The sequence below is a fragment of the Bacillus halotolerans genome (assembly GCF_004006435.1).
GTDB classification, from domain to species: Bacteria; Bacillota; Bacilli; order Bacillales; family Bacillaceae; genus Bacillus; species Bacillus halotolerans.
This window is the reverse complement of the sequence record NZ_CP029364.1, coordinates 2,083,407-2,101,541: the sequence shown is the minus strand read 5'-3', so window position 1 is coordinate 2,101,541 and position 18,135 is coordinate 2,083,407. Positions and strand designations below refer to the sequence as shown.

Below are 18,135 nucleotides of genomic sequence, written 5' to 3'. Positions count from 1 at the left end.
GCTGGGATGCGGGGGTTTTCACATGTCTACAGCAATTTCTTCCCTAGCAGGGATTCTACTAGCTCTACCGCTGTTCTTCCGGTTTTGTTTTCATGATCAAGGATCGGGTTGACCTCAACAAATTCAGCTGAGGTAATGATGCCTGCATCATACAGCATTTCCATAGCCAGGTGGCTTTCGCGGTAGCTGATGCCGCCGACGACAGGGGTTCCGACACCCGGTGCGTCGTTTGGATCAAGTCCGTCCAGATCGAGGCTGAGATGGACGCCGTCGCAGTCTGATAAATAATCAAGGGTTTCTTCGATCACCTTTGTCATGCCGAGGCGGTCGATTTCGTGCATGGTGTACACCTTCATGCCGCTTTCCTTAATATACTGGCGCTCTCCTTCATCAAGTGACCGGGCGCCGATAATGACAACATTTTCCGGTTTGATTTTAGGCGCATATCCTTCAAGGTTCACCAGTGACTCGTGTCCGATGCCAAGGCTGACGGCCAGCGGCATGCCGTGAATATTGCCTGAAGGTGATGTTTCAAGCGTATTCAGGTCACCGTGTGCGTCATACCAGATGACGCCGAGCTTATCGTAATGCTTCGCTGTACCTGCGAGCGTGCCGATCGCGATACTGTGATCGCCGCCCAAGACAAGCGGGAATTTTTTCTCTTCAATTACGGTGTTCACCTTTTGAGCGAGCTTTTCGTTTCCTGCCAGTACGGAATTTAGGTTTTTCAGTTCTTCATCGTTTTTGATCTTTTCACGGCTGATCGGAATGTCACCGAGATCTTCAACCGTATAACCCATTTCTGACAGCCTCTCAATCAAATGGGCATATCGGATGGCACTTGGTCCCATGTCCACTCCGCGTCGTGCTTGTCCTAAATCCATTGGCATTCCAATAACCGAAATCGTTTTATCCATCTGTGATTCCACCTCAACATATAAGATAATGTCCTTATGCGGGTTCTAACAAAGATGACTTGCGGACAACGTTTTTAAAGCTCTAGCTGACGATTTGCCTGCTTGCGTTTTTTAATGACGACATGATAAATGATGTAGCAAATGACCATAAACGGTACTCCGCAATACAGCGCGATACGCTGCTCCGGATCAAACGCGAGACTGATGAGAACGACTGTATTTAACGTCAGGCCGATCAGCGGAAGTACCGGATATAGCGGTGTTTTAAATTTCAGATCTTCTATCTTGCCGCCTTCACGGATATATTTTCGTCTGAACCTGATTTGGGAAAGCGATATCGCGATCCAGCCGACTTGCGCGCTCATGCCCGCCAAGGATAGAAGCACCATATACACGGTTTCGGCCGCCGCTACTTTTGACAGAAGCGACAGGCAGGCCACAGCCATCGTTACAATTAACGCGTTCAGCGGCACACCTCTTTTATTTGTTTTGCCTAGCGCTTTGAAGGCCTGTCCTTCATTCGCCATCGCGTACAGGATACGAGTCGATGCGTATAAACCTGAGTTTGCAACGGATAGCAGCGCAATTAAAATAACAAAGTTCATGATATCAGCGGCATATGGAATTCCGATTTGCTCAAATACGGCAACAAACGGACTTTCCACAACACCCGCCTGTTTCCACGGAATCATGCCGGCAATGACAATGATTGAAAGAACAAAGAAGACAAGTGTTCTCCATACTGTCTGTTTGATGGACCGCGGAATCGTTTTTTCAGGGTTTTCACTTTCTCCGGCTGCAACCCCGATCAGCTCAGTTCCCTGGAATGCGAAGTTCACGGTAATCATCGTTATCAATATTGCCTTTATGCCGTTCGGGAATAACCCATCTTCATAAAAATGCGTCAGAAACGGCGCTTGCTCTCCGCCTTTTAGGTCAATGAAGCCGAACATAGCGGCTCCGCCGAGAATAATAAATAAAAGGATAATCAATATTTTAATGCCGGAAAACCAAAATTCAGATTCTGCAAAGGCTTTCGCGGTTATTGCATTTAAGGTAAACATTAGGGCCGCAAAGACCAGACACCAAATCCAGACATCAACGTGCGGAAACCAGCGGAGCATCAGCTGCCCCGCTGACAAAAATTCTATTGCGCATGTAACTGCCCAGCCGAGCCAGTACAGCCAGCCGAACGCAAACCCAAAGGCCGGGCTGATAAATTTTGTCGCATAGGTCTGGAAGGACCCCGATACAGGAAAGGCGACCGCAAGCTCCCCTAAGCAGAGCATGGTCAAAAACATGATAAAGCCGCCCACTAAATAAGACAGAACCGCGCCGAGCGGTCCCGCTTGGTTAATGGTAAACCCGGTTCCCAAGAAGAAACCGGTTCCGATCACTCCGCCCAATGAAATCATAAACAAGTGGCGAGATTTCATTGTCCGCTGGAGCTGATTTCCGTTATCTTGGTTCGTATTCACATTCTGCACCCCTTCAGCAACTTGTATTGGATCTAAGCTGGAACATCTACATGGTGCGTATCCCAGTTTGCTGTCCAAAGAGTCTCTATCTATTTAATATGAAATTCACTTCTTCTCATAAAGATACATTATACTAAAATACTGTAGCTGAGCAAATAGGGAGTGCTAATTTTTCTGTTGTAAATTTATACAAACGAAGTGAATATCCCGCCATGATGCGGATTTATGCCTTTTGCAGCACATGCTTAATTTTTTCAATCGCCCAATCCAAATCCTTTTTGGAAATGATTAATGGAGGGGCAAAACGAATGACGGTATCATGCGTTTCCTTGCATAAAAGCCCTTCATCTTTTAAACGCTCACAATACGGACGCGCCGCTTCCGTCAGTTCCACACCGATAAACAGCCCTCTGCCGCGGACTTCTTTAATGATTGGGTTATCAATGCTCTCCAGCTCTTGTTTAAAATACTCGCCAAGCTCAAGAGAACGCTCCGCCAGCTTTTCATCTTCCAGCACTTCCAGTGAGGCGATGGACACCGCACATGCCAGCGGATTTCCGCCAAATGTGGAGCCGTGTGAGCCCGGGTTAAACACGCCTAAAACGTCGCGGTCCGCCGCAATGCATGAGATCGGGAACACACCGCCGCCAAGCGCTTTCCCCAAAATGTACATATCAGGATTAATGCCATCCCAGTCACAAGCGAATGTCTTACCTGTACGTCCGAGACCCGTCTGAATTTCATCGGCAATCAACAGCACATTTTCTTCCTTACAAATTGCCGCCGCTTCCTGCAAAAATCCTTCAGGCGGAATCACAATGCCCGCTTCGCCTTGAATCGGTTCAAATAAGAATGCCGCTGTGTTTGGCGTAATCGCCTGGCGCAGCGCTTCCGCATCTCCGTAAGGGATTAATTTGATTCCCGGAAGCATCGGGCCGAACCCTCTTTTATACTCTTCTTCAGAAGAAAGAGAAACCGCCAGCATCGTCCGGCCATGGAAATTTCCGACGCACGCAATGATCTCCGCCTGATTGTCCGCCACGCCCTTCACTTCATAAGCCCAGCGTCTCGCTGCTTTCACCGCAGACTCAACCGCTTCAGCCCCCGTATTCATCGGCAGAATCATTTCTTTGCCCGTCAGCTTAGCCGCCTTTTCGTAAAACGGTCCGAGCTGATCGTTGTGAAACGCGCGAGACGTCAGCGTAATTTTATCAGCCTGATCCTTTAACGCCTGAATGATCTTCGGATGTCTGTGCCCCTGATTCACCGCAGAATAAGCACTCAGCATATCCATATATTCATTGCCTTCCGGGTCCTTTACCCAAGCACCCAGCGCTTCAGAAATAACAATCGGCAGTGGATGATAATTGTTGGCACCGTAATGAGACGTCTGATCAATAATTTCTTTGGATTTTGATAAAGCTGGCATATTTGAATTCCCCCTTGTTTTCTGTTTCAACACTATATCCTGCTTTCCCTTTTTATAAATGCAAGTTTCGTGCCAACTCGCACATTCGTGTATTTTCTACAATATTCGAGGCAAGGGTGCAAAAATATTCAGATATTTTGAGCGAGATTTTCATATAGTGCAAAATTCTTTTGCATATCCTCTCCATTCTTTTATAAAATAGAAGCAATATTAAGAAAATAAATGAGGGAGGTTTATACTTTGATCAAAGACAGCGAATTCCTCACATTAGTGTTTCAGAGCATTTTGGATGAAATTGATGTCGGCCTGCACGTGGTGGACGAGCATGGAAACACGATTGTTTATAACAACAAAATGATGCAAATTGAAGATATGGAGAAGCAGGACGTTTTAAATAAAAACCTGATGGATGTATTTATGTTTTCGAAGCAGCAGGACAGCACACTTGTGCAAGCCCTACAGGAAGGCAAAACGATCAAAAATGTAAAGCAAAGCTATTTCAATAATAAAGGCCAGGAAATCACGACAATTAATCATACATATCCGATCGTCCAAGACGGCAACATCAAAGGTGCTGTCGAAATTGCCAAGGACGTGACAAAGCTGGAACGCCTGATCAGAGAGAATATGCATAAAAAAGGAAATGCGACTTACACATTTGACAGCATTCTCGGCACCAGTCCGGCGATTCAGGATGTCATCGAAAACGCCAAGCGGGCGACCCGCACGTCTTCATCGGTTCTTCTCGCAGGTGAAACCGGCACGGGAAAAGAGCTGTTCGCACAAAGTATCCATAACGGCAGCGACCGATCAAGCGGCCCGTTCATTTCTCAAAACTGTGCGGCTCTGCCGGACAGTCTGGTGGAAAGCATCCTGTTCGGTACGAAAAAAGGCGCGTTTACAGGTGCCGTTGACCAGCCTGGCTTGTTTGAGCAAGCCCATGGCGGCACACTTCTGTTAGATGAAATCAACTCACTGAATTTGAGCTTGCAGGCAAAATTGCTGCGCGCCCTGCAAGAACGGAAAATCAGACGCATTGGTTCGACCAAGGATACACCGATTGACGTGCGCATTATCGCCACGATGAACGAAGACCCGATTGATGCCATTGCGGGTGAACGAATGCGCAAGGACTTGTATTACAGGCTGAGCGTCGTGACACTGATCATCCCGCCGCTTCGGGAACGCAAAGAGGACATTTTGCTTCTCGCGTCAGAGTTCATCCAGAAAAACAACCACCTGTTTCAAATGGCTGTCGAACATATCAGTGAAGATGTGAAGCAATTTTTCTTATCCTATGATTGGCCGGGAAATATTCGCGAACTTGAGCATATGATCGAGGGTGCGATGAATTTCATGACAGATGAACAAACGATTACGGCCAACCATCTGCCATATCAATACCGCATGAAAATCAAGCCGGCAGACATCTCGAAGCCGGAACCCGCAGGGCATCAGCCCGCCGCTGATTTGAAAGAAAAAATGGAGAGCTTCGAAAAATATGTGATCGAAAACATCCTTAGAAAACACGGCCATAACATTTCAAAAACCGCTCAGGAGCTCGGCATCAGCAGACAAAGCCTGCAATACCGGCTGAAGAAGTTTTCTCTGCACGCAAAATAACAATCTTAATTACCCGAGGAGAGCCGGATCAGAAAAACCGTTCATCTTCCGATTTCACTTTTCACTTCAGTTTACATCTGATGATAAGGAGGAAATACCAAGGGACTGTTCAATCAGCTCAAATGAAGAAAGTGGACGGTGTATACGTCTATGTCATTAAAGCGCTTGGAGAAGATGGCAAACTTCATACCTTCAATGTCCACAGCAGCATGAAAGTAATGAAGCATCAGGTTCAGAAACCATCACAAAAGCAAAAGCACATAGCATTGCGGTCACAAATACAAAGGTACCGGGAAATCTTCTACGTTGTCAAAAGAAAACGGAAGTATTTGCAGCTCACAAGCCCTTACATGCTGTTTCACGTGTAACATCCATCTTGTATGTTTCTTCATATTCGATCTATCCTTTTAGAAACGGAACGGACGTAACCCCCGTTCCGTTTTTTTGCATAAAAAAACAGCCTGGCATCAGTGCCAGACTGCTTTTTAACTTCCTAACTGATCTGCGGAGGACAGCTTCACTTCAACGGATTTTTCTTTTCCGCCGCGGTAAAACGTCACCTTCACCCGATCACCGACTCTTTTCTGATAAAGCCGCTTCCGAAGATCCACAATATCATTTATTTTTTGCCCGTCAAATTCAGTGATGACATCCAGCTCCTTGAGTCCCGCTTTTCCGGCAGGTGAAAAGGCATCTACACCCATTATCACCGCTCCATTGGTCACATGTTTAGGAAGCTTCAGTGTTTCATCCCAATGGTAGCTTGCAATATCGCTTAGCGATTTCATTTCAATTCCAAGGAACGGACGCTTCACTTTGCCGTATTTCTCTAAATCCTCTATCACCGGGATCACAAGCTTAGATGGAATGGACAGGCCAATCCCTTCAACCGCTGACTCCGCGATTTTCATTGAATTGATGCCAATGACTTTTCCGTCCATATTCAACAAAGCTCCGCCGCTGTTCCCCGGGTTAATGGCCGCATCGGTTTGCAGCACCTCTGCATTCCAGTCAGGCTGACCGTCATCATTGGAATCTACCGGAATCGCCCTTTCTGTTCCCGATATAACGCCCTGTGTGACAGAACCTGCAAATTCAAGGCCTAACGGATTGCCGATCGCAATCACCGGTTCACCTGATTTCACTTTATCTGAATTGCCAAAATCAGCGACAGCTTTGATTTTATCGCTTTTCACCCGCAAAACGGCAAGATCCATCAGCTGGTCGCTGCCGACAAGCTCAGCAGACACGCGCGAACCGTCTTTTAAACTGATTTCAATTTGGGAAGCGCCCTCGATCACATGATGATTGGTCACGACATAAGCAGAGTTGTCATTTTTCTTATAGATGACGCCTGAGCCGCTCCCAGCCTCACCGCTCTCTCCCCAAATATCTGTTTTTTGAATGTTTACGACGCCGACAACAGCTGGCGACACATTGCTGACAATCTGAGTGACAGCGTTGTTCACACTGACATTCACTGTTCGAATTGATTCCCGGCCGTTGGTCTGCTGCTGATCCGCCTCGCCCGTATCAAACCCCTCATTTGAAAGGTACGGCATAATAAACGCCATCAATACAGCGCCGACAATCACCCCGATCAGGCTTGAAAGAAAATAACCTTTTTTGCTTCTCTTCGGCTGTTCAGGAGTATTATGTTCTTCCTCACGCTCGTAATCCACCATATTCCATCCTTTCAGAGAACGTTGATATGGTTATATTGTGGATTAGAAACTCCTATAATAGTCATGTTACACAAGAAAAAATTATACAGCGCAAAGCGGAGTAGCCTTTTTCGGATCGGTATCAAACAAATCAAATGTTTCGCCTGTCACAAATCCTTTGGAAGCCAATGTCTGCTGGACAGACATTCTGGCCAGCTCTTTCATATTGTTGTCCTGACTCAAATGAGCGAGGTAGATACGAGACGTCTCGTCGCCGATGACATCAGTCATCGCCAACGCAGCGTCTTCATTTGAAACGTGCCCGACGTCACTTAAAATCCGCCGCTTAATGCTCCAAGGGTATCTTCCCATTTGCAGCATGCCGACATCATGATTGCTTTCAAAAACGAACACATTCGCCGAGCGGATAATGCCCTTCATCCGGTCGCTGACATACCCTGTATCTGTCATTAACGCGAGCTTGCGCCCATTACAATGAAACACATAAAACATGGGCTCTGCCGCATCGTGAGAGACGCCAAACGATTCTACATCAAGTCCGCCAAACGACTTCACCGTCTCCATCGGAAACTCAAACTTTTGATCGGTATCAATTTTGCCGATCTGGTTCTCCATCGCCTTCCACGTCTTCTCGTTCGCATAGATCGGAAGCTTGTACTTTCTGGCGATGACGCCGAGGCCTTTAATATGGTCACTATGCTCATGCGTCACAAAAATGCCGTCCACATCATCCAGCTTACGTCCGATTTGCGCCATTAATCCGTCCATGGCTTTCCCGCTCAAACCGGCGTCCACTAAAAACGCGTGATCCTCTGTTTCCAGGTAAAACGCATTTCCCGTACTCCCGCTCGCAAGAACGCTAAATTGCAAGCTCATTTCAGTTCACTCCATTATTTTGATTGGTCTGTATCTAAAATCGTACTCTCCAAAGCATTCACAGTAAAATACTCTTGCACTTTCTTTTTCTCGCCGTTCACTTTTTTATCATACTCCACCGTAACTCTCCATACCGGAGCCAGCACCTGCGTGCTTGTCAGCGGATATTGCGCCACATAGCCGAATTTCACACTCTTTATGGTGCAGTATTCTTTTAATTGATTTTGATAGTACAATAATTCAACCGCATCAAGCTCAGTAATTAAGTTTTCCTTCTGAATCTGTTTAAAGGTTTCAAGCGTCGACTGCTCGTATGACACAACCTCGTTTTTATCGTTTAAGTGCAAAATCACTTGTCCGATCATATTAGAGGAGTTGTCAGTCTTCTGATAAATGTAATGACCTTCATACGTTTGGAAGTAAATGATTTCTTTTTTAGATTTATCCACCTTCCAAAGCTTATATTTTTCACCATCTTGAATTTTAGAAGACACAAGCGCCTGTGCATCGTCCTCTATGTTTTTCTTTGAAAGGGCAATCGGGCTCGTAAACTTCATCTTTAGGTTCGTTACTTTATGATCATCACTAGGCATATCCATCATAGGCTTTTGATCCTTGAGTGATTCAATATCATCCTTCGTGAAGACTTTTTGATTCGCTGTGATCCGATAGCCTTCTATCGCTTCTTTATCCAGACCTTCATACGTGATATGGTCTGCCTTCATGTCATGCTCTACATCATTTTTAATGACTTCATATTCTTTACTATTAGATCGCTTCTCAAAAAACTGATAGCCTAAGAAAATATCTAAAATGAGGAAGGCAACGATGAAGATTGTTTTTGTCTTATTCCACTCCATTGTCTGCCCCCTCCTTCGTCAATAATTCCTTCGTAATCGGCACCATTTTTCCGTTTATTTTCATAGCCCAAACCGGTTCAAGCTCAACAAGAGGATCATCGTTGGTTGATGTTGAGATCATCTGATACGCAGGGAAAATCTGATCAATTTTGTCCGTATCATACGCCGTTTGTTTGGACAGAAGGGCCCTCACTTCCCTGCCGCTCATCAGCTGTGTCTCACTTGTTTTAATCGGATTGGTCCCAAGACTGTAGTTCGGCCGTTTATAGCTGAGAATATCGTCATTGGCCCATTGGACGGTGATTGCCGAAGTTCCGCCAAACGGTTTAGACATGCTGTTAATGACCGGGAGCTGATCCATAAAGATATAGAAGCTCAGCTGCTGGCTGTCGTTGATATTAAAAAATTGATAGTGATCCGTCCAGCTTCCTGTATCCTCTAGGTACTTCTGGCTCTTTTTGATTAATTCACCTGTTTGATACGAAGTGCTCTGCACTAAATTACGCTGCTGGAATTGAACCTGCCGCTGGGTCAGGCTGACATCTAAACGGCTGATGCCGTCCGTCAGTACATTTCTGTTATTATAATTCGAATCTTCTCTTACAATGCTCGGATCGCTGAACAGCGCTTGTTTAAAAGTGTTTGTTTTAATTGATTCCGTGACAAATTCCTTTTTATCCATCGTAAGCGATTTGTTCGGCAGCAAAAACTCTTTCTTTGTGCCGATCGAGAACAAGCTGTACGCAGGCATATTTGATTCTTTGTTTTTTAAATCGTTCATGATATTCCGGTAGTTTGCTGATTCAACCGTCACTTCCAGAATAAGCTGCTTGCTGTAAGATACCAAATAAATCTTCTTATTCGTTTTTGTTTCATCGAATGGGATCATAATATGATCAAATGAGCTGTATTCAAACGATTGATTGGACCATTTAAACAGCGTTTGAATAATATCAATAGGTATCGTGTCACTGAATTGCAGATCAAGCTTGGCAGCAGAACCGCCTTTTCCATAAAACCAGCTCTTAAATCCGGCCTTATCATATTGATCCGATATATCTTTAATGCCTTTTACATCCCAATGCGGCAAATCTGACCAGACTTCATCATAAAGCGTTTCATCATCGACCTTATAATGAGCCCCGTCATCATGAATAAACATTTCCCGCGGTTTTACCGTTTCAGACAGCTTTTGGGTATTTTTTTCAATTTTATGCTTCTCACGCACCATAGACTCTGCTGATGACGAGTCTTCAGAAAAATTAGGCTGAAATGTCCATATGCTCCATGTGAAAACAAGACTGATGACGACGAGTACCGTAAGTAATATTGTTTTTATATTTTCACGCTTCATCCCAATCATCCTCTTGTTCCTCTTTATATGGAAGAGTAAAAGTTATCGTTGTGCCTTTTCCTTCTACACTGTCTGCCCAAATCTCTCCGCCGTGCGCCTGAACCATTTCCCTGGCAATAGCAAGTCCCAGACCGGTCCCGCCGAGCTTTCTCGTTCTCGCTTTATCAACCCTGTAGAAGCGGTCAAAGACTTTTTCGACATCCTTTTTCGGAATCCCGATCCCTTCATCCTTAACGCTGATATAGAGAAGTTCTTCCTCTTCATTTACGTCAATCGAGAAGGTGACATGTCCGCCTTCAGGCGAGTATTTTAAAGCGTTGGATATAATATTATCGAGCACCTGCGTAATTTTATCCTGGTCAATCTCCACATACAGGTTTCTGTCCGGCAGATTGCGGATAAATTCCACATGCTGCTCCTTCGTCATTTCAAAACGATCAATAATGAGCGACATAAATCGGACGATTTGAATCCACTCACGATTAAATTGATAATCCTTGCTGTCAAACTTAGAAAGCTGAAGCAAATCGTTTACAAGCCGAATCATCCGCTCTGTTTCATTCTGCGTCACCATTAGGAAACGCGGTGCAATGTCTTTATTTTCCCACGCGCCTTCCGCTAATGCCTCTAAATAACTGCGCATGGTCGTAAGCGGCGTCCGCAGCTCGTGTGATACATTCGCTACAAACTCTCTGCGTTCCTGGTCAATTTTCTCCTGCTCGGTTACATCGTAAATGACAGCAATTAAACCGTCGATTTTGCCATGCTCCCTTTGAATCACGGAGAAATTGACACGAAGCACTGTCAATTCATCGTCGCGCTCAATTTCGAGCAGCATAGAGTCCTGCTGTTCGACTAAATCTTCAAAAGTATAATTCTCTTGAATCCCCAACAAGCTTGTAATCGGCATTTCTAAGGCTGTTTCACGTGAAACGTTCAGCAGCTCCAGCGCCGGGCTGTTCAAGAGAATAATCGCGCCGTTTCGGTTTGTGGCAATAACGCCATCCGTCATATAGGCAATAACAGAGGAAAGCTTTCTGCGTTCACCCTCTGTCATTGCCTGAGCATCTTCAAGCTCTCTCGTTAAGTGATTAAACGTTGTGGCGAGCTGTCCAATTTCATCATGTCCGTACTTTCTAACCTTCCTGGAGAAATTTCCTTTCGCAAGCTCCATTGCCTGCTTCCTCATATCTGAAAGCGGGTGGGTAATGGTTCTGGCCAGAAAAATACCGAGAAGGGCTGTCAAAACGAGGGCCAAGCCAGTGCCGGAGGCCAGTATCGTGTTGATGGTCTTCATTTGGCCAAAGACATCTTCCATGCTCGCTACTACATAAATCGCTCCGACAACCTCTTGGTTTTCAGTCGTAACGGGCTTTGCGGAAATGAGGACTCTTATTTTGCTTTTCGGGTCATAATATTTTCTCGAATAAGACTGTTTCGTAGAAAAAATTCTTTTGAAAATGAGATCCGTCGTTTGTTTCCCTGCAACTTCTTCTCCATATGGCCTTGAAGAGCCTACCACTTCATAGCTTTTATCAACAAAACTAATTTCCCGAATCTCATCACTCTTCGTAAAGTCATTCAAAATACGGCTGACATCATCCTTAATGACGGTGCTGTCATTATCACTCTTATATTCCTGCTCAATATAATAAGAAAGGTTGTCGATTCGCTGATTAAGCGATTGTTCATAAGAGGTAATCAGCGACTTCTCTACCTGATTGACAAAATACACACCAATGACTTGCATCGCGATGATAATCAAAAGCACATAAATCAAGGTAATCTTAAATTGGATCGACCGAAAAAAACCAACCTTATTCATTGGGCATTAGTCCTGTTCTGGGTTTCTCAAGTAATAACCGACGCCGCGGCGTGTGACAATCCAATTTGGATGGCTCGGGTTGTCCTCAATTTTTTCACGAAGGCGGCGCACTGTTACGTCAACCGTTCTGACATCCCCAAAGTAATCGTAGCCCCAGACTGTTTGCAGCAAGTGCTCACGTGTCATGACTTGACCGATGTGTTTTGCCAGGTAATGCAGCAATTCGAACTCACGATGGGTCAATTCGATCGTTTCATCTCTTTTAGACACTACATACGCGTCAGGGAAGATCACGAGGGAGCCGATATGAATGTCGTTGGAAGATGATTCTTCCTCCGCTGGCGCTGTTGTCAGCTGGCGGCGCAAGTTCGCTTTCACACGGGCTAAAAGCTCTCGTGTGCTGAATGGTTTCGTAACATAGTCATCCGCGCCGATTTCAAGCCCGATGACCTTATCAATTTCTGAATCCTTAGCCGTCAGCATAATGATAGGCATATCGTATTTCTTTCTGACTTCACGGCATACTTCAACGCCGTCTTTATTCGGAAGCATAATATCTAAAAGAATTAAATCAGGCTGAAGCTCTTCCACCATTTCAACGGCTTCATTTCCGTCATAGGCGCAATGCACTTCATAGCCCTCTTTTCTTAAGTTAAATTCTAATATATCTGCAATCGGTTTTTCATCATCTACTACAAGGATCTTTTTATCCATCATTTTTGATTTCCTCCTGCCGAATGGTCTTCATTTCATCTATATCACATTCGTTACATCACTTATGGCCCAAATAGAACAATGGGTCCTTGTCTATTATAACGGTTTAAGGTCAAAAGATAAAAAAAATAAAGGTTTAGAAAAAAACACATTTTTCACCTTCATCCACCAGTTGTTTATCTTTTGTCATGTTTTTCAACTTTTCTTAAAAAAGATAATTTAAATGAAACCTCCCCTCACCTGCGTGCGTCATTTCATTGACGTCTTCTTCTTTGAACCGGCCGCAGGGCCGGTTCTCCCTTTTTCTTCTATTATAACACTCCGCATGTTTATCTTTTTTATAAAGAAAAAACGCACCTACGATTGCAGATGCGTTTGGTAAGTGGCTCGGGACGGAATCGAACCGCCGACACACGGATTTTCAGTCCGTTGCTCTACCAACTGAGCTACCGAGCCAAATCATTTATTTTTCTCTACTAAGTAAAGTAAAATGGCGGTCCGGACGGGACTCGAACCCGCGACCTCCTGCGTGACAGGCAGGCATTCTAACCAACTGAACTACCGGACCTTACAGTAATTTGTCTGGAGAGCTGTCGTGTCAACTCTCGCAGACAAATAAGGAATTTAGCAATAACGCTAAAGTAAATCAATGACCCGTACGGGATTCGAACCCGTGTTACCGCCGTGAAAGGGCGGTGTCTTAACCGCTTGACCAACGGGCCTTCACAAAAATGGTGAGCCATGAAGGACTCGAACCTTCGACCCTCTGATTAAAAGTCAGATGCTCTACCAACTGAGCTAATGGCTCTTAAGATGCCGGATTTTTCATAGAGCAAACGACTTGGATCAAGTTCTCATCTTGTACTCTATTGAAGCAGTTTCCGTAACAACGAGATTTATAATATCACGAACAAATAGAAGTGGCAATAACTTTTTTGGTTTTTTTTCATATTTTTTTCTCAGACCAACTTATCTGCAGTTTTCAAACAAAAAACAAGCCCCTGAAAACAGGGGCTTGCGGGTATTCTGCTTAGTTCGCACGGTACACGCTGCGAAGGACATTTGTCTGTGAACGGTCTGGACCGACAGAGAAAATAGAAAGCGGAATGCCTGTCAGCTGAGACACACGCTCAAGATAGTGGCGCGCGTTTTCCGGAAGCTCGCTAAGGCTCTTCGCACCTGTGATATCCTCAGTCCAGCCTGGCATTTCTTCATAAACCGGTTCACATTCTGCAAGTGCTTTAAGGCTTGCAGGGAACTCTTCGATGACTTCTCCTTTGTAACGGTAAGCCACACAAATTTTCAGTGTTTCAATACCTGTTAACACGTCAATTGAGTTCAATGAAAGATCTGTGATTCCGCTGACACGGCGGGCGTGGCGGACAACGACACTGTCAAACCAGCCGACACGGCGCGGGCGGCCTGTTGTTGTTCCGTATTCACGTCCGACTTCACGGATTTGATCGCCGATTTCGTCTTTCAGCTCAGTCGGGAAAGGACCATCGCCGACACGAGTCGTATAGGCTTTTGAGACACCGACTACGTGCTTTATTTTTGTCGGGCCGACACCTGAACCGATGGTGACACCGCCGGCAACCGGGTTAGATGACGTAACAAATGGGTATGTTCCTTGATCGATATCAAGCATAACCCCTTGTGCGCCTTCAAATAACACGCGGCGTCCTTCATCAAGCGCATCATTTAAAACAACGGATGTATCGCAGACATATTTCTTAATCTGCTGTCCGTATTCATAATACTCATCTAAGATATCTTCTATTTTAAATCCTTCTGTCTCGTACATTTTCTCAAGCAGACGGTTTTTTTCTTCAAGATTGCGTTCGAGTTTCTCCGCAAACGCGTCACGATCCAACAAGTCTGCGATACGAATGCCGATTCGGGCTGCTTTATCCATATAAGCAGGGCCGATTCCTTTTTTCGTTGTGCCGATCTTGTTTGCTCCTTTTCGCTCTTCTTCCACTTCATCCAACTTCAAATGATACGGCAGAATGACGTGAGCTCTGTTGCTGATTCTCAGGTTATCTGTACTGACGTTGCGCTCATGAAGATACGCAAGCTCTGTGACTAATGCTTTTGGATCTACAACCATTCCGTTTCCGATCACACACGTCTTATCTTTATAGAAAATTCCAGACGGGATTAAGTGAAGCTTGTATGTGACTCCGTCAAACTTGATGGTGTGCCCTGCGTTATTTCCGCCTTGATAACGGGCGATCACTTCTGCATTTTCTGACAGGAAATCTGTGATTTTACCTTTCCCTTCATCGCCCCATTGCGTACCTACTACAACTACTGAAGACATGTCCGTGCACCTCCGTTAACCTTTCAAAAACGATTCTATTCAAACAAATCAAGTTTATCAGTGAAGAAACAGAAAGTCAATTGTAAATCCGAACATTAAATTCTTGTAAATCCAAATTCGTTCGCTTTAATTGACTTTAGAAGCGTTTTCTTAAAGATTTGCCTTGAAAAGCTCATGAAACTTTTATCCTTTAGCAGGAGAAAGGATTACTTGCCTGAAATCCCTTTTGTGTTCATGAACACGATCCGCCAGCCGTCTGGATCCTCTATCGTCACCCCTCCATGACTCCAGTACGGGTTCTCAGGTTCAGCCTCCTGATAGCCCATGTTTTTTAATTTTACAGTGATGGCTTTGATTTCTTCTTCGCTCGGCACATAAAAGACGAGCAGGCTGTCTGGGTGGGGAACGGGGGCTGTTCTTTCCTCGTCATGCTGGGTGAATTCCAAGTGGTAATCGGTATGCGGGAGGCCAAACATGACTCCGTCAAACCCATTATGCTGATGAATTTTACCAATTCGTTTTAAGCCCAGCCCTTCTTCATAAAAGCGAATGATCTGATCAAGCCGGCCCGTAGGTCTTGCTATCCTAATTTGTGCGGCATGAAATTGTGAAAAACGCTTTCTCATTGTTACCCTCTCCTTTTTGTCTCATTTTATTAAAACGTTTTCATTTTTACATCAGCTAAGTGGCTGGTTTCTCCTCCGTCTTTTGGATGAAAAAAACCCCAAGAAGAAGCTCTTGGGGTTTACGCACCGGGCGGAACACCTGCGTCGTCAAAACGCCGTTCCAGGTTGACGAATTTATTGTATTCTTTTACGAACGCAAGAGACACGGTTCCTACCGGGCCGTTACGCTGTTTGGCAATAATGATTTCGATAATGTTTTTGTTCTCAGTTTCTTTGTCATAGTAGTCATCACGATAAAGGAACGCGACAATATCCGCATCCTGCTCAATACTTCCTGATTCACGGATATCAGACATCATCGGACGTTTATCCTGACGCTGCTCAACGCCACGCGAAAGCTGAGAAAGCGCGATAACAGGGACTTGAAGCTCCCTGGCGATCGATTTCAGTTCACGGGAAATTTCTGATACTTCCTGCTGACGGTTATCTTTTGAACGGCCGCTTCCCTGGATCAATTGCAGGTAATCGATCAAAATCATGCCAAGACCGCTTTCCTGCTTCAAACGGCGGCATTTGGCACGGATTTCACTGACACGGATACCCGGTGTGTCATCGATATAAATTCCGCTGTTGGACAGGCTTCCCATCGCCATCGTCAGCTTTCCCCAATCCTCTTCTGTCAGATTTCCTGTACGAAGGTTTTGGGCATTGATATTTCCCTCGGCACAAAGCATACGCATAACGAGCTGCTCGGCACCCATCTCAAGACTGAAAATGGCTACACTCTCGTCGGTCTTCGTCGCTACGTTTTGCGCGATATTCAAGGCAAAGGCCGTTTTCCCAACTGACGGACGGGCAGCCACAATAATCAAGTCATTTCGCTGGAATCCGGCAGTCATCCGATCAAGCTCAGAAAACCCTGTCGGAATCCCGGTAATATCGCCTTTTCGATTGTGAAGCTGCTCGATGTTATCATACGTCTGAACAAGGACATCCTTGATATTTTGGAAGGCGCTTGTATTTTTGCGCTGCGCCACTTCCATAATCGTTTTTTCCGCTTCACTGAGTAAATCTTCGACCTCGTCCTCGCGGGTATATCCGTCCTGAGCGATTGTTGTCGCTGTTCTGATTAACCGGCGAAGAATTGATTTTTCCTCAACGATCTTTGCGTAATATTCTATGTTAGCCGCTGTCGGCACCGAGTTTGCGATATCAGTCAGATACGATATGCCTCCCACTTCTTCCAGCAGGTCCGTGTTGGCAAGCTCTGACGTCACCGTAACTAAATCAACCGGTTCACCGCGGTCTCCGAGCACCAGCATCGCATTATAAATTTTTTGGTGGGACATTCTATAGAAATCATCTGGAATCAATACCTCTGAAGCCAGTGTTAAAGCAGACGGCTGTAAAAAAATAGCGCCTAACACGGCTTGTTCGGCTTCTATATTTTGCGGCGGCAGCCGATCATTCAGAAGGTCTGTCATGCTAAGCACCGTCCTCTCATTAAAAAATCTCCAAACTCCATTTTACCATTTATCCAGAAAAAAAATAGAAAAATTCTTTGTTTCCCATTTTTTTCAGTCAGCAGATTGGATAGTTTCGGACAGTGCCAGGCTGGGAAAAAAACTGATAAAACTTGAGGGAGGAATGAATGATGCTGAAAAAATACGCCGTAACACCCAACGTCGATGCGGACGGCTGGTTTATCAAAGTGGAGAATGTGGCGCCTACAGCTTTATACACCTCAAAAGACGCCGCTATTGAAAAAGCGAAGCAGGTAGCCAAAGAGAACAGCCCGGCAAAGCTTGTGATTTATGACCAGCATAAAAATGTGGAAGACGAACTCTCTTTCTAACAAACTGAAAGCCTTCGCTGCCGCGGGGCTTTTTTTAGCGCGTACCACGCTATTCCATCCATTTGAATCCAATACGCATCATGAGATCCGCCGCCTTTTGATACAGCTCCCACTCTTCAAAGGAAGCAAATTTCCCCATCAGCTCCTGAAGCTTATGCCGCAATGCAATATATTCTTCCAATGTGACAGCTTTCTCTGTGTCTATCTGATGCTCATACAGCATTTGTTTTAATAATGATAACGGTTTGTTCATGATGAACCCTCCTTATCTCTTTTATAAGGGGCATTTTCCGAATGCACCATCCCTTTGTGATATCTTCTTACGTTTCACATCTGATTCTTGTACAATGGACAAAAGAGAGGAGGGATCTTTGTGAGACCTTTGCAAATTTCTGCTGAAACTGCACAAAAGCTTGCAGAGTCTTTGAATCTGCCGCTTGAACAGATCATGCATATGCCTCAACATATTCTGCTTGCCAAAATGGCTGAATTGCAGAAAGAGGACAAATCATAACCTGCACTCGCATACTTGCTTACATGTATCGGAATGATATTAAGTATATGTTAGAA

At 45.0% G+C, this 18,135-nt stretch carries 16 protein-coding genes and 4 tRNA genes; 3 read left to right on the top strand and 17 right to left on the bottom strand.

Features of this window, described 5'->3' with window-relative positions:
- Window positions 1-26 precede the first annotated feature (26 nt).
- From rocF to rocD, 3 genes are all read right to left on the bottom strand, one after another.
- Window positions 27-917, bottom strand: coding sequence for an arginase (rocF, locus tag DIC78_RS10750; protein WP_127696238.1), 891 nt, complete (start codon window positions 915-917; stop codon window positions 27-29).
- Between the two features lie 74 nt (window positions 918-991).
- On the bottom strand, window positions 992-2,395 hold the full coding sequence (locus tag DIC78_RS10745; protein WP_095712589.1) for an amino acid permease: 1,404 nt from the start codon (window positions 2,393-2,395) through the stop codon (window positions 992-994).
- 223 nt (window positions 2,396-2,618) lie between these two features.
- Entirely contained in the window at window positions 2,619-3,824 is a 1,206-nt protein-coding gene (rocD, locus tag DIC78_RS10740; RefSeq protein ID WP_010332590.1) for an ornithine aminotransferase, read from the bottom strand.
- 240 nt (window positions 3,825-4,064) lie between these two features.
- Here rocD and rocR point away from each other — a divergent pair, with 240 nt between their 5' ends.
- Window positions 4,065-5,447, top strand: a complete 1,383-nt coding sequence (rocR, locus tag DIC78_RS10735) for an arginine utilization regulatory protein RocR (protein ID WP_127696236.1) — start codon at window positions 4,065-4,067, stop codon at window positions 5,445-5,447.
- A gap of 485 nt (window positions 5,448-5,932) precedes the next feature.
- Here the strand turns inward: rocR and htrC are convergent, their stop codons facing one another.
- From htrC to dnaB, 13 genes are all read right to left on the bottom strand, one after another.
- Window positions 5,933-7,132: a serine protease HtrC gene (gene htrC / locus DIC78_RS10725; RefSeq protein WP_106019881.1), complete on the bottom strand. Its 1,200-nt coding sequence runs from the start codon at window positions 7,130-7,132 to the stop codon at window positions 5,933-5,935.
- A gap of 81 nt (window positions 7,133-7,213) precedes the next feature.
- Entirely contained in the window at window positions 7,214-8,008 is a 795-nt protein-coding gene (locus DIC78_RS10720; protein WP_024123515.1) for an MBL fold metallo-hydrolase, read from the bottom strand.
- A gap of 14 nt (window positions 8,009-8,022) precedes the next feature.
- Window positions 8,023-8,868, bottom strand: coding sequence for a WalRK two-component regulatory system regulator WalI (locus DIC78_RS10715; RefSeq protein WP_024123516.1), 846 nt, complete (start codon window positions 8,866-8,868; stop codon window positions 8,023-8,025).
- Window positions 8,855-10,222, bottom strand: a complete 1,368-nt coding sequence (gene yycH, locus DIC78_RS10710) for a WalRK two-component regulatory system regulator WalH (RefSeq protein WP_106019951.1) — start codon at window positions 10,220-10,222, stop codon at window positions 8,855-8,857. Before yycH ends, DIC78_RS10715 begins: the two co-directional genes overlap by 14 nt.
- Window positions 10,212-12,047 (bottom strand): cell wall metabolism sensor histidine kinase WalK, encoded by a 1,836-nt coding sequence (gene walK / locus DIC78_RS10705; protein WP_127696234.1) that lies wholly within the window; start codon window positions 12,045-12,047, stop codon window positions 10,212-10,214. The genes yycH and walK overlap by 11 nt, the downstream gene beginning before the upstream one ends.
- 6 nt (window positions 12,048-12,053) lie before the next feature.
- On the bottom strand, window positions 12,054-12,761 hold the full coding sequence (walR, locus tag DIC78_RS10700) for a cell wall metabolism DNA-binding response regulator WalR (protein ID WP_010332599.1): 708 nt from the start codon (window positions 12,759-12,761) through the stop codon (window positions 12,054-12,056).
- Between the two features lie 383 nt (window positions 12,762-13,144).
- Window positions 13,145-13,217: transfer RNA gene (locus DIC78_RS10695), tRNA-Phe, on the bottom strand.
- A gap of 35 nt (window positions 13,218-13,252) precedes the next feature.
- Window positions 13,253-13,329 (bottom strand) — tRNA-Asp (locus DIC78_RS10690).
- 82 nt (window positions 13,330-13,411) lie between these two features.
- Window positions 13,412-13,483, bottom strand: a tRNA-Glu gene (locus DIC78_RS10685).
- 10 nt (window positions 13,484-13,493) lie between these two features.
- Window positions 13,494-13,569, bottom strand: a tRNA-Lys gene (locus DIC78_RS10680).
- A 222-nt stretch (window positions 13,570-13,791) separates the two neighbouring features.
- On the bottom strand, window positions 13,792-15,084 hold the full coding sequence (gene purA, locus DIC78_RS10675; protein ID WP_101859653.1) for an adenylosuccinate synthase: 1,293 nt from the start codon (window positions 15,082-15,084) through the stop codon (window positions 13,792-13,794).
- Between the two features lie 206 nt (window positions 15,085-15,290).
- Window positions 15,291-15,710: a VOC family protein gene (locus tag DIC78_RS10670; protein ID WP_127696232.1), complete on the bottom strand. Its 420-nt coding sequence runs from the start codon at window positions 15,708-15,710 to the stop codon at window positions 15,291-15,293.
- A 119-nt stretch (window positions 15,711-15,829) separates the two neighbouring features.
- Window positions 15,830-17,194, bottom strand: coding sequence for a replicative DNA helicase (gene dnaB, locus DIC78_RS10665; protein WP_010332602.1), 1,365 nt, complete (start codon window positions 17,192-17,194; stop codon window positions 15,830-15,832).
- Window positions 17,195-17,364: 170 nt separating this feature from the next.
- Between dnaB and DIC78_RS10660 the strand changes: the two genes are divergently transcribed.
- On the top strand, window positions 17,365-17,565 hold the full coding sequence (locus DIC78_RS10660; RefSeq protein ID WP_038954329.1) for a DUF2188 domain-containing protein: 201 nt from the start codon (window positions 17,365-17,367) through the stop codon (window positions 17,563-17,565).
- 49 nt (window positions 17,566-17,614) lie between these two features.
- On the opposite strand, the gene DIC78_RS10655 is transcribed toward DIC78_RS10660, so the two are convergent.
- Window positions 17,615-17,818 carry a hypothetical protein gene (locus DIC78_RS10655; protein WP_059335329.1) on the bottom strand — a complete coding sequence of 68 codons (204 nt, stop codon included), beginning with the start codon at window positions 17,816-17,818 and terminating at the stop codon, window positions 17,615-17,617.
- 120 nt (window positions 17,819-17,938) lie between these two features.
- Between DIC78_RS10655 and DIC78_RS10650 the strand changes: the two genes are divergently transcribed.
- On the top strand, window positions 17,939-18,079 hold the full coding sequence (locus DIC78_RS10650; protein ID WP_003242786.1) for a YycC family protein: 141 nt from the start codon (window positions 17,939-17,941) through the stop codon (window positions 18,077-18,079).
- The last annotated feature ends 56 nt before the right edge of the window (window positions 18,080-18,135 follow it).

Bases quoted from the DNA above. Each gene is read 5' to 3' on its own strand.
- dnaB (WP_010332602.1), bottom strand. From the start codon at position 17,194: ATGACAGACCTTCTGAATGATCGGCTGCCGCCGCAAAATATAGAAGCC.
- DIC78_RS10660 (WP_038954329.1), top strand. From the start codon at position 17,365: ATGCTGAAAAAATACGCCGTAACACCCAACGTCGATGCGGACGGCTGG.
- walK (WP_127696234.1), bottom strand. From the start codon at position 12,047: ATGAATAAGGTTGGTTTTTTTCGGTCGATCCAATTTAAGATTACCTTG.
- DIC78_RS10655 (WP_059335329.1), bottom strand. From the start codon at position 17,818: ATGAACAAACCGTTATCATTATTAAAACAAATGCTGTATGAGCATCAG.
- DIC78_RS10720 (WP_024123515.1), bottom strand. From the start codon at position 8,008: ATGAGCTTGCAATTTAGCGTTCTTGCGAGCGGGAGTACGGGAAATGCG.
- walR (WP_010332599.1), bottom strand. From the start codon at position 12,761: ATGGATAAAAAGATCCTTGTAGTAGATGATGAAAAACCGATTGCAGAT.
- yycH (WP_106019951.1), bottom strand. From the start codon at position 10,222: ATGAAGCGTGAAAATATAAAAACAATATTACTTACGGTACTCGTCGTC.
- DIC78_RS10670 (WP_127696232.1), bottom strand. From the start codon at position 15,710: ATGAGAAAGCGTTTTTCACAATTTCATGCCGCACAAATTAGGATAGCA.
- rocF (WP_127696238.1), bottom strand. From the start codon at position 917: ATGGATAAAACGATTTCGGTTATTGGAATGCCAATGGATTTAGGACAA.
- rocD (WP_010332590.1), bottom strand. From the start codon at position 3,824: ATGCCAGCTTTATCAAAATCCAAAGAAATTATTGATCAGACGTCTCAT.
- purA (WP_101859653.1), bottom strand. From the start codon at position 15,084: ATGTCTTCAGTAGTTGTAGTAGGTACGCAATGGGGCGATGAAGGGAAA.
- DIC78_RS10715 (WP_024123516.1), bottom strand. From the start codon at position 8,868: ATGGAGTGGAATAAGACAAAAACAATCTTCATCGTTGCCTTCCTCATT.
- htrC (WP_106019881.1), bottom strand. From the start codon at position 7,132: ATGGTGGATTACGAGCGTGAGGAAGAACATAATACTCCTGAACAGCCG.